10 protein-coding genes are annotated in these 12322 nt (G+C 39.4%); 4 read left to right on the plus strand and 6 right to left on the minus strand.

Annotation, left to right across the window (positions count from 1 at the left end; genetic code table 11):
• Window positions 1–23: 23 nt before the first annotated feature.
• Window positions 24–527: a DinB family protein gene (locus AC2YHV_RS02995; RefSeq protein WP_063576345.1), complete on the plus strand. Its 504-nt coding sequence runs from the start codon at window positions 24–26 to the stop codon at window positions 525–527.
• A gap of 609 nt (window positions 528–1136) precedes the next feature.
• Window positions 1137–1787 carry an RNA polymerase sporulation sigma factor SigH gene (gene sigH, locus AC2YHV_RS03000; protein WP_369316096.1) on the plus strand — a complete coding sequence of 217 codons (651 nt, stop codon included), beginning with the start codon at window positions 1137–1139 and terminating at the stop codon, window positions 1785–1787.
• A 234-nt stretch (window positions 1788–2021) separates the two neighbouring features.
• On the opposite strand, the gene AC2YHV_RS03005 is transcribed toward sigH, so the two are convergent.
• Both AC2YHV_RS03005 and AC2YHV_RS03010 read right to left on the minus strand, forming a co-directional pair.
• The gene (locus tag AC2YHV_RS03005) at window positions 2022–2336 is read right to left on the minus strand and encodes an iron-sulfur cluster biosynthesis family protein (RefSeq protein ID WP_278089389.1); all 315 of its coding nucleotides are present in this window, start codon (window positions 2334–2336) and stop codon (window positions 2022–2024) included.
• A gap of 212 nt (window positions 2337–2548) precedes the next feature.
• The gene (locus AC2YHV_RS03010) at window positions 2549–3457 is read right to left on the minus strand and encodes a LysR family transcriptional regulator (RefSeq protein ID WP_063576342.1); all 909 of its coding nucleotides are present in this window, start codon (window positions 3455–3457) and stop codon (window positions 2549–2551) included.
• A gap of 316 nt (window positions 3458–3773) precedes the next feature.
• On the opposite strand from AC2YHV_RS03010, the gene AC2YHV_RS03015 reads away from it, so the two are divergent.
• Complete coding sequence (locus AC2YHV_RS03015) at window positions 3774–5591, plus strand: assimilatory sulfite reductase (NADPH) flavoprotein subunit (RefSeq protein WP_487372544.1); 1818 nt, start codon at window positions 3774–3776, stop codon at window positions 5589–5591.
• 26 nt (window positions 5592–5617) lie between these two features.
• On the plus strand, window positions 5618–7336 hold the full coding sequence (gene cysI, locus AC2YHV_RS03020) for an assimilatory sulfite reductase (NADPH) hemoprotein subunit (RefSeq protein WP_487372545.1): 1719 nt from the start codon (window positions 5618–5620) through the stop codon (window positions 7334–7336).
• Between the two features lie 368 nt (window positions 7337–7704).
• On the opposite strand, the gene AC2YHV_RS03025 is transcribed toward cysI, so the two are convergent.
• The 4 genes from AC2YHV_RS03025 to AC2YHV_RS03040 form a co-directional block, all read right to left on the minus strand.
• Window positions 7705–8256 (minus strand): RidA family protein, encoded by a 552-nt coding sequence (locus AC2YHV_RS03025; protein ID WP_487372546.1) that lies wholly within the window; start codon window positions 8254–8256, stop codon window positions 7705–7707.
• A 196-nt stretch (window positions 8257–8452) separates the two neighbouring features.
• The gene (locus tag AC2YHV_RS03030; RefSeq protein WP_487372547.1) at window positions 8453–9538 is read right to left on the minus strand and encodes a Ger(x)C family spore germination protein; all 1086 of its coding nucleotides are present in this window, start codon (window positions 9536–9538) and stop codon (window positions 8453–8455) included.
• A complete protein-coding gene (locus AC2YHV_RS03035; protein ID WP_487372548.1) occupies window positions 9535–10626 on the minus strand; it encodes a GerAB/ArcD/ProY family transporter in 1092 nt (363 codons plus the stop codon). The genes AC2YHV_RS03030 and AC2YHV_RS03035 overlap by 4 nt, the downstream gene beginning before the upstream one ends.
• A gap of 24 nt (window positions 10627–10650) precedes the next feature.
• Entirely contained in the window at window positions 10651–12177 is a 1527-nt protein-coding gene (locus AC2YHV_RS03040) for a spore germination protein (protein WP_487372549.1), read from the minus strand.
• Between the last annotated feature and the right edge of the window lie 145 nt (window positions 12178–12322).

Here is a 12322-nt window from a genome sequence, read left to right on the forward strand (position 1 = left end):
AATCAAAATAGGGGAGGTATTATATGTATATTTCAATTTCAGATTTTATTAAAGAATGGAATAAAGAAGCCATACTCACTCAAAATGTCTTGGATAGTTTGACTGATGAATCTTTAGAACAACAAGTTTATCCTGAAGGTCGCACATTAGGAAGAATTGTATGGCATTTCACGACGAATATTCCAGATTATCTAGCTCATTTCGGGTTAAAGATAGACCGGATAGAAAGTTCGGAAAACGTTCCATCTTCAGCCCGCGAAATTGCCATCACTTTTAATAATGTAAGTTCTCATGCAGCCAAAATTATTGAACAACAATGGACAGACGAATCCCTGGGACAAATACAAGAAGCGTTCGGGAGACAGGAAACAAATGCTTCCATCCTTATGGGGCTAATCAAGCATATTGTTCATCATCGCGGACAAGTTACGGTTCTGATGCGTCAAGCAGGAATTAAACCTTCTGGGGTTTATGGACCGCCAAAAGAAGATTGGATTCATTTAGGTGTGGAAAATCCACCGCTTTAAGGACTTATGAATGCTTAAGTTAGGATCTTCTACATACCGGAACATTGGCGAATAATTAAATCAAGTACTCCATTTTATGACTGAGTTAATAATATGTTTTAGCATCCTTTGAAGGGTGCTTTTTTATTTTGCGAAAGAAGGGTTTAAATGAAATCAGCTAATTTATTAGAGACGATGTTTTAAATGCAACCCTTATTTTTCCATCTAAAGCTAATGAAGGTAGGATAGATTCGTTCTTTTCCTTTTGGTTAGGCTCTATTAAATCATTAGTGCAGAATAGTTCTTTAAGATTATTATTATCATCATGCTATTTGTAAGCCGCCATATGCTGAACCCTCGCCATAATTACCACAACCACCGGCACAACTATATCCGTCAAAGATCAGGAGTTAAACAAAACGACTATAATGACGAAATCTTTACCAAATCAATTAAAGCTGACTGAAAGTTTCTAGTTATAAATATCTGGATTTTGTTGAAAAATGTCGTTATTTGCGAATATCATTATCGTCATTTCTGAGATATTATAATATTGAATGCACTTTAATACATTGAAGTAATAATCCGTTCTTTATATCGGGGCTCAATTAAGTGAGTGGAGGAAAATAAATGAGTGTAATCATCGAGAAGAAACGTATGGAAAACTATACTCATATGGAAGATGCAATGTTGGTAGGGAAAATCCATAATGGTGATGAGGATGCACTGGACTTTTTAATCAATAAATACAGATGTGTCGTTCAATCAAATGCATTGAAGTATTTTTTAACGGGTGGAGATAAGGAAGACGTCTTTCAGGAAGGGATGATTGGGCTATATAAGGCCATTCGAGACTACAAAAATTGCAAAAAGGCGTCTTTCAGATCATTTGCGGAACTGTGCATTACAAGACAAATCATAACGGCGGTTAAAGCGGCTATTCGCCAAAAGCATTCTCCCTTAAATAATTATGTTTCATTGTATATGCCTATCCATCAAGGGGAGTCGGAACAGGGTCTAATTGATCTAATCCCTGAACAGAGACAAAATGACCCAGTCACGATCTTAATAAAATCAGAAGAAATTTGTGATATTGAGCTAATTTTAACCGAAGTCCTTAGTGAGTTGGAAAGCAGTGTTGTGGACTTGTACCTGGAAGGAAAAACTTATTTAGAAATATCAAAGGAACTGAATGTTCAAAAAAAGACGATCGATAATGCACTTCAGCGGGTAAAAAGGAAGCTGGAGCGGCACCTCGAGTCAAGAAGAGTGGAAGATTAATAACAATCATTCTTTAAACTTTCGGTCATTATTAATTTCTAAAATAACATTGAAACAATTAATAGCATAGATAAAAGTACTTATTAAAGCATTTTCCTGGTAATGGAGCAGTTAGTGCAGTGCTATCCTATGGGAAATAAAATCCCTCTAGTTATCCTGCCGATAAAAATTTCTCTGAGTATAGCCAAAAAAAGCCCACCTGAAACACATGGGCTTTTTACTATGTTCATTTTTTTAATTCACTCTCTTCAATTGGAGATTATACCTCAATGTTTCATCGTCTGAATATAATTTATATCCAAGTCCGTCACTGTAATTGAGGAAGACTTTATCCGGAAGATGCTTTTTAGACTCACTTGAAATTAATATGGGGACCCCATTAATTATGAATCTCTCATCATCTTCGTTCTTATTATCAATTTTCAATTCATGTTCCACATAAATTGAACAGCTACCAACATAAATGGCTTCGATACGAACCCCTTCATTCTCTTTATAATTCATTTTTAATAGTTGTTCAATCGCTGCTTCTTTAATCTCAATATCCATGAAACCCGCTCCCATATTATTTTTTATCTATACAATCCTCTATTCATTCGTATACCCAATTGTTTATAAGTTAATGTGCATAAGAATGTTTATTAAGTATAAAAAAGCCGATATTCCCGGTCATCAGGATTATGTTGTTTAATAAAATCACAAATAAGTTCAAACACCATGTGTCAGTAACTCCATCTTTGGAATAGCTTTCTTTGCAATGATCATCCTATCGGCTTTGCTTTCATGGGCCACTTTTTGTTTAATTCAGTTATAAAAGTCTTTACATTTTTTTTATCTTTCATAATGGGGGAATAGACATAAGAAAGTGTCCTGTTAAAGGATTCATCTTTTACCTGAATGATAGAAATGATTTTATTTTGTACATCCCTTTCAATGACACTTCGGGAAAGCAGGGCCAGCCCTGAGCCGTTTTTTATAAGTGTTTCTTTAATTCCTTGATTGCTGCTTATCGTGAGTATCGATTTAATTTTCAAACCATTTGAACGTATGACATGGTTAAGGTATTCTCGTGTACCCGATCCAACTTCCCTCGTTACCCATGCTTGGTCATGTAAATCAGTAATTTCCACATCGTCTTTATTAGCAAGTTCATGATTGTTAGAAGACACAATGAATAGCTCATCTTGCATGAATGGGTGAACAGAAAGCTCTTTTTCGTTAGTTTGACCTTCGATTAAACCAATATCCACTTTGTATAGCCGAACGGCTTGAACGATTTCTTCCGTGTTCCCAATTACCACTTGAAGTTCAAGTTCAGGATATTCCTCTTGCAGGTCGATGAGTAAAGAGGGAAGGATATACTCTCCTATTGTAAAACTTGCACCTATCTTTAATTCGCCCTTTATGGACCTATCGTGTTCCTGTATGTCTTGTCTGGTCTGTTCATAGATTGTGATCATTTGCTTGGCTCGGTCGTAAAGAATTTCTCCCGTTAAGGTGACTTTTAAAAATTTGGGAGAACGGAGGAATAATTTGGTTTGGAACTCTTCTTCTAATTTTTTAATATGCAAACTAACACTTGGTTGCGACATAAGAAGAATTTCTGCTGTTTTTGTAAAGTTCTTGACTTCCACAAGGGTCACAAATGTTTTTAGAGCATCATAGTACATAGAAATTTCTCCTTATTATTAATATTCTTAATAGTTATAATAAATTATATATATTTTACTAATGATGTACCTTCCAGTAAAGTTTTAATGAGAAACTTATTTTAGGAAGAGTATAGGCTGGGAAAGCTATTGTCCTTTGTTGCGTGCTATGAACCTATATAACTGTATTTTTCATTTTTTTTGCAGTTAAAACCGACTTGGTCTATAGGAGTAAACGAGTTAATTAATTTATGGATCGAAATAAAATATTTAAACCCACTCGTTATACATAATAATCAACTAAGATAAGTTAATATCCCTTTGTGAGGTGGAAATCGTGCAACTTCAGGTAAGTAACAGTCCCTTTAATCAAGAGCAGGCAGAGCTTCTTAACAGCCTGCTGCCAAGCTTGACCGAAACACAAAAAATTTGGTTGAGCGGTTATCTGACTGCATCTTTGTCAGTTTCGAACACAAGTTCAGCCGACGCCCCGGTATTGGAAGCTCAAAGCGGCGGGAAGACAATATCAAAAGAAGTGACCATCCTGTATGGTTCACAGACGGGCAATGCTCAAGGGCTGGCAGAAAATGCGGCGAGTAAGCTTGAGGGTAATGGCTTTCAGGTTACCATTTCATCCATGAGTGACTTTAAAGTCAACAATTTGAAAAAAATCGAAAATCTTCTGATTGCCGTTAGCACGCATGGAGAAGGTGATCCGCCGGATAATACATTGTCTTTCCATGAGTATCTTCATGGCAGGAGGGCACCAAGCCTTGAGGGTCTCCGCTATTCGGTATTGGCGCTTGGGGACAGCTCATATGAGTTTTTCTGTGAAACGGGAAAACAATTCGATAAACGCTTGGAGGAACTTGGGGGGACACGGTTATTTCCGCGAATGGACTGTGACCTTGATTATGATGAGCCTGCTTCCGAATGGCTGGAAGGAGTCATTTCCAGTTTAAGTGAAGGGCAAGTCAGTTCTGCTGCTGCAGTTCCCGAAGCAAAAGCTTCTGTAGGTGAAAAAACTTCTTATTCGAGAACGAATCCGTTTAAAGCGGAAGTGTTGGAAAACATAAATTTGAACGGACGTGGCTCCAATAAAGAAACTCATCATCTTGAGTTATCTCTTGAGGGCTCAGGTCTTACATTCGAGCCTGGTGACAGCCTTGGCATTTATCCGAAAAACGATTCGGATTTAGTGGATATGCTTCTTATGGAACTGGATTGGGATCCTGAAGAAACCGTGAAGGTCAATAAGCAGGGGGAACTTCGTCAGCTTAGGGAATCGCTCATCTCCGACTTTGAAATAACGGTATTGACCAAATCGCTCATTGAACAAGCGGCACAGCTTTCTGGTAATGAGGATTTAAAGGAGCTTTTAAAGCCTGGTAATGAAGAAAGGTTAAAAGAATATCGAGAAGGCCGTGATTTGCTTGATTTTGTCCGTGATTTTGGTTCATGGGGTGAATCGGCGCAAGAGTTTGTATCGATACTTCGGAAAATGCCAGCCCGTCTGTATTCGATTGCGAGTAGTTTGTCCGCCTATCCGGATGAAGTGCATTTGACAATCGGAGCTGTCAGGTATGAAAGTCATGGTCGGGAAAGAAAAGGAGTCTGCTCGATTTTATGTGCGGACAGATTACAGCCAGGGGACTTGCTGCCCATTTACATTCAGCATAACCAGAACTTTAAGCAGCCAAAGAACCCAGATACGCCAATTATCATGGTTGGACCGGGAACGGGCATTGCCCCCTTTAGATCCTTTATCCAGGATCGCGAAGAATCGGAAGCGAAAGGGAAAACGTGGCTCTTTTTCGGAGATCAGCATTTCGTGACGGATTTCCTTTATCAAAGTGAATGGCAAAAGTGGTTGAAAACAGGTGTACTTACGAAAATGGATGTGGCCTTTTCCCGCGATACGGATGAAAAAGTGTATGTTCAAGACCGGATGCGCGAGCAAAGCGGGGAATTATACGAATGGCTTCAAAAAGGAGCAGCTGTATACATTTGCGGTGACGAGAAAAACATGGCACATGATGTCCATAATACGTTTATTGAGATCATTGAAAAAGAAGGCAATATGAGCCATGCTGATGCGCAAGCTTATCTAGAAGATATGCAACAGAATAAACGCTATCAACGTGATGTGTATTGAAATTTGGAAGAAAAGGAGATTACAACATGGTGAACCCACTATTGAAAGCACCAGCAGGCCCGCCAAGTGATGTTGAGCAAATTAAAGAAAGAAGCGATTATTTGCGAGGTACACTTGGAAAAGTGATGCAGGATCGGATTAGCGCCGGTATTCCGGATGATGACAATCGACTGATGAAACATCACGGCAGCTATTTGCAGGACGATCGGGATCTGCGTAATGAGCGTCAAAAACAAAAACTGGAGCCTGCCTATCAATTTATGTTGCGTGTTCGCATGGCCGGCGGGGTTGCACAGCCTTCTCAATGGCTTGTTATGGATGACCTTGCCCAGAAATACGGTAACGGAACCTTGAAATTGACAACAAGGCAGACGTTTCAAATGCATGGTATTTTAAAATGGAATATGAAAAAAACCATTCAGGAAATACATGCTTCCATGTTGGATACAATCGCTGCATGTGGAGATGTAAACCGAAACGTAATGTGCAATTCGATTCCATTTCAATCCGAAATCCATTCCGAAGTATATGAATGGTCGAAAAAATTGAGTGATTATCTATTGCCGCGTACAAGGGCGTACCATGAAATCTGGCTGGATGAAGAAAAAGTTGTCGCTACTCCGGAATTGGAGGAAGTCGAACCAATGTACGGAAAGCTTTATTTGCCAAGGAAGTTTAAAATAGGCATTGCGGTCCCGCCATCCAATGACATTGATGTCTACTCCCAGGATCTTGGCTTCATAGCAATTGTTGAAAATGGAAAACTTGTTGGCTTTAATGTGGCGATCGGCGGCGGTATGGGAATGACCCATGGTGACAAGGCGACATATCCTCAACTAGCCAAGGTAATCGGCTTTTGTCAGCCAGACAAAATACTGGATGTGGCTGAAAAAATCATTACGATTCAGCGTGATTACGGAAACCGGTCCGTGCGGAAAAATGCCCGGTTCAAGTATACGGTAGACAGGCTTGGGCTTGAACCGGTAAAAGCTGAACTGGAAAATCGTCTAGGATGGAAGCTGGAGGAAGCGAGAACTTACCATTTTGATAATAATGGCGACCGCTATGGATGGGTAAAAGGCATGCAGGGTAAATGGCATTTTACACTATTTGTCGAGGGTGGCCGAATTGCCGATATCAATGACTACAAGCTGATGACCGGTTTGCGCGAAATCGCAAAGATCCATACGGGTGATTTCCGATTGACTGCCAATCAAAACCTGATCATTGCAGATGTGTCAAGCCAGAAAAAGAAAAAAATCATAGAATTGCTTGAAACATACGGTTTGACGGATGGTGCACATCATTCGGCGCTCAGACGCAGCTCGATTGCATGCGTGGCGCTTCCGACATGCGGGTTGGCAATGGCCGAAGCAGAGCGTTATTTGCCGGTTCTGATTGATAAAATCGAGGCCATCGTTGATGAAAACGGCTTGAGGAATGAAGAAATCACGATACGCATGACTGGTTGCCCGAACGGCTGTGCCCGGCATGCACTCGGTGAAATTGGCTTTATCGGTAAGGCACCTGGTAAATATAATATGTATCTCGGTGCTGCTTTCGACGGAAGCCGATTAAGTAAAATATACCGCGAAAACATTGGTGAAGAAGAGATATTAAAAGAGTTGCGTGTACTTCTTTCCCGTTTTGCAAAAGAACGTCAGCAAGGAGAGCATTTTGGCGACTTCGTCATTAATGCTGGCATTATTAAAGAAGTGACGGATGGAACGAATTTTCATGATTGATTAAAACAAATGAGAGACAGGAATGACTTCCTGTCTCTTTTTGACGACAATAGAAGTTCGGAATGCTTTCACCCCGAATCTAAAAGAAAACTTGATTTTCCTATATGATTTTTTGCTTAATTATATGATTGAAACTCTAAAGTAATATGCGACATTCCTGCCGAAAAACTTGCTAGCCGAGACCCCGCAGGCGCAAGAGCGCCGAGGGCGGACCCGCCTGAGGAAAGCGAGTGCCCTACGTTCCAATCAACGTTCGAATTGTACAGTCTGTGAGACAGGAATAATTTCCTGTCTCTTTTTGTATTCAAAGGCTTTCCAGAGTGGCTGGAACATCGATATGTTGAATCGTGACCATACTCATCTATCGTCTATTTATTTGCCTTGCTGTTATTTTTATAGGCTACTTCTGCTTCAATCTCAATGAGATAATCCGGCGAAACCAGACTTTGCACCCCTACAGTGGAACGGGCTGTTTTCACTGGATTTTCCTTTGTATTAAAGAAAAGAGCGTAAGCATCGAACCAACCTTGATAGTCTGGTGTATTTCCCTTGTTTGGATCTGGCGCGACATACACACGCAGATAGGTTACATCAGTGAGGGAAAGTCCTTTTGTTTTCAAATCTGCTTTTAATTTCTCTAAGATTCCGATTGCCTGCTTTTCTGTATTGCCATATCTCTCATAAGTGGTTTTTCCATCCTTGTTTAAAAGAGGTGCAACTGTTCCGCTAAACAATAACCGGTTATAACTTTGAGGCACAGCAACTGAACTGGAAATCGCAGAAGTTGGGGACCCAAAGAAGGTCACTTTATCCGATTTCAATTCATCTTTTTCGTTACCTGCGGAAGCAAACGAGTATCCTGTGATTAAACATATACTTAATACTGAGGCAGCGGTGATCGATTTCATAGGTGTATTCATATAGTCAGCTCCAGTTATTTATGTAACGACGATAGGTAGATAATCAGATTCATTTATCCGGCTAACCACAATTCTTGCTGTTTCAAAAGCATCTGCCAGCCATGCAGTTAGATAATTGAGCTGTTCACCAGCAATTTAATATGAATGTAGTTTTTCCGATCTGATGAAGATTTCTAAATGGGCTATCGACAATTCATCATTCTGACACCCCGGTTTGGATGATGTTAACTTTGGTTTCTACATTAATGTCCATCTTCGGATAAATCATTTTCCATCGTTCATAGGTAAGTTTTTTATTTTTGGCATGGTATTTTTCCTTTAAGCCAATCGGGTCAAGGGATTTTTTCTGAAAATCTTTAATAAGACGGTTTGCTTGCTTGGTTAAATCATCTTCCATTGCCTGTTCGATTTTTTTTATCATCTTTCTATTTGTAAGATTTTCACTTCGCATGGATTCCTTGATTTGTCCTTTAATTTTGAGTTTAATCGTGATGGAGGGACTATTCTCTGATTTGGATACCTCATAACTTGAACCGCTTCGGATGCTTTCTACAACGATATCGCTTTTTTTCTTGTCTTTTAATTTGAATTTGTATATTCCCCTCCTATGATGTTGAACTAATGTCTTGAAAATGAACATATCATCGGTTCGAACTTTCGTGACCATCTTATTTTCATGAAATAGGGCCACTCCTGAAACAGCAACTTCATTATTAATTAATTTAATTAAAGGAAGATACGAATCGCCGCCAGTTTCTAGAGCGTTTCCTAAAAAAAGATGGAGGTTAGTATCCGGTCCGTTTCCTGTTTCATTCTGTTGATTAATCAAATCCGATAAAAAGATTCCAATATTCACATTCGTATTTGGTGGTTTCGTATTTATTACATCCTTGACCTTTCCTTCAACGATGGCCAAAAGTACCCTGTTTCCAAGTTGCGGCTCACGGTAGAGATAATCGGTCAGTTCTGTCATTCCGATTTCACGAACCATTTTCTCGCTAAATAAAATGATGCGTGTCTGTCCAAGCATTACCGGCTTATCCGCTTTTTTGGATACGGTAGCCTGGACATCACTTGTTGTTGTCGATGTTCCGCTTAAGATTTGATATTTACCTATCATGTCCTGCTGGAAGATAGGGATGACGAACATTCCTTCGATAATATCATTCTTCAGTATATCGTAGCCAATGGCCTGGGACATATTGACTTCATCCACCACTCTTGGCTGGGCACAGCTGCAAAGGAGGGGCAAAGCCAAGATAACAAGAAATAATTTTCTCATATACGTTTCCTCAGTTTCTTTATATAGATGATGACCAAAAGAAGAGGCAAGTATAAAGCAATAAAGAGTACGCCGTATGGATCGATTATTTTATGCAATATATAGAGGGAATCGATATCAAATATAAATACATTGGTAAGCAGGATAATAATCGACATCCCCCATAATGGATACTTTTGCTGAACATTGAATAAACGCTTGAAACCTCGGCTTGCAGCCCACAAGGAAATGGTCATGTTGGGTATGATAACGATGGCCCACCAAGAAACATCTATATATTCAAATCGTTGAATAAAGGGAAATTCGACAATACTGGTCAATGTCAGCGTCGGCCATATAGTCAGTTCCAACTGTTTTTGTGAATAAAAAACAATTGAAACTAAATAAACGAATACGGTTATTAAGGTTGTCGTTAAGGCCCCTCCATGAGCATATTTTTGTGAAGTTTTAGCATCTTTGATGAACGGATAAAACATCACGATCATTTCAAACCCAAGCATTGTTAATGAAGTACTTCTTGTTCCTTTCAATATATCCAATAGAGTGTGGTGGAAAACAGGAAGCAAATTGGTGAATTCTGAGTATTTCATGGCATAGAATAGGACAAATAAAAGCCAGTATGTCAGAATGGAGCTTAAAAAGGTAATACCCGTAATGGTTCGGAATCCTCCCGTATTTATATAATAAATCAGGATCAGGAAAACCACCGAAAACGCCCAAGATGGTACCTCATCAAACATCCATACATGTATGACATTTATATAGCTAATCATGACCGTCATCCCTAGGATCAAAAAGTAAAGAATGAATAATAGACTGAAGAAATTCCCGATCCATTTCCCGAATGCATGATTATTGGCCGAAATGATATCACCAGGGACGATACTGAAGATTTTATATATGACCCAAATCATTATATGAACGATCAGGCCGGCTAGTAGTATCGAAATCCAGCCATCTGTTCCCGTTGACTTCGCTAAAACTCTTTGAAAACTTAAAACGCCTACTCCTGTTTGCATGGAATGCACTAAAAAAAACACATAGAACGGTGATACTTTATACTTTTCATTAACTCCAGCTTGGTTCATATGGGACCCTCATTTAAATATAAATCATTCATTAAAATCATTTTTTTTGATTCTTGCTTTTTTGGGCTGCGGCTGTCTGGAAGTATCATCAGGACGTAAATTAACAGGTCTGGATTTAAAAAGATTAAAAGGAAGCCGAACAAAGCTATCTTTCCAATCTTGCATGCGAAATGGGTATATCGGTTCAAGGTATGGGTGTCCCATCGACGTTAATTTGATAAGGTGGGCCATCAAAAACACGCCCGCTATGGTAATGCCGAGCAGCCCCCAAATCTGGGCTCCCACTAAAAAGGGGAACCGCAGCAGCCGTATGGCATTCCCCATTTTATAAATGGGAGTAACAAATGATGCCAATGCCGATAGGGCAACGATGATCAATAAGATATTACTTGTCAAACCAGCAACAACGGCCGCTTGACCGATAACGATACCGCCGACGATACCTAATGTCTGACCTACCTTCGTTGGCAGCCTGGCAGCCGCTTCCCGTAATAACTCTATGGAGATCTCCAAGAATAATGCTTCAATCAAAGGCTGAAAAGGTATTAAGTTCCTTGAGGTAACAATTGTTTCCAAAAGATCTTTAGGAATCAGTTCATAATGATAGGTCAGCACGGCTACATAAATGGGAGTGGCAAAAATCGAGAAAGCGACCGCGAATATTCTTAATAAACGGAAAGCGGATGCCGGAATCCACGGCATATTATAATCTTCCATGGTGATGAAGTATTCCAACAAAATGGTTGGAGTAATAAGTGCAGAGGACGACCTATCGATTAACAGGGCTACCTTGCCTTCAGCCAATGCACTTGCGATGCGATCAGGCCTTTCCGTATTTAGAAAAAGGGGAAACAAGGTATTTGAATTATCATATAGCATTTGCGCGAGATAGGACCCGTCCAATATTTCATCAAATTCTACATCATTGATCCTTTGTATAACATTATCAACATTTTCCTGATCAACGATCCCTTCTATCGATAAAATTGCCACTTTCGTTTTAGACAAGGATCCCACAGTCATTTCACTTACTTGCAACCCAGGGACAGGAAGCCTTTTTCTGACTAAATTCAGATTGATATCAATATCCTCGACAAAAGCTTCTTGTGCACTTATGATTCCAAATTCAAGTTCAGGTTTATTAACTTGCCTTCCTTGTTGGGCCGCAACATTGATTAATAGGCATTCATCAAGATTTCCATCTAAACGAAGTGCAATTTCGCCTCTCATGATCCTGTCTTCAATTACAACTTTGGTACTGGTGATAAGTGTATTCTCAATAGGAACGTTTTCTTTTATTTGCTCCAAATTTATCGTTTCCAGAGTCGGTATGACAGAAAGAACACTTTCATGAAGTACCTGTGCATCGATCAACGAGCGATAAAAAGAGACCCAATAGCCTATGCCATTATATGTTCCTTGATGGTTAATGAAATCATTGGATGAAGATAGGGTATTGAATAGGTCCCTTACTTCCGAAACGTTATTTAATTCTTCATTTTTTTCGTTTGGTTGATTTGGCTTTTTTTTGAACGTTCTGCGGTTAAACAATGTTGTCACCTCTGCACTAAAGCTTATAATCCTAGCATTTGCAATTTAATTACAAATTAACCATTTTGGATGCTAATGTCGCTCGTTTCAGAAAGGAAATTCATTAAATAAATTGGTGTAAAAGCTGCCTTCATTTCCTGTCGCA

Source organism: Peribacillus sp. SRI_006 (genome assembly GCF_057586375.1).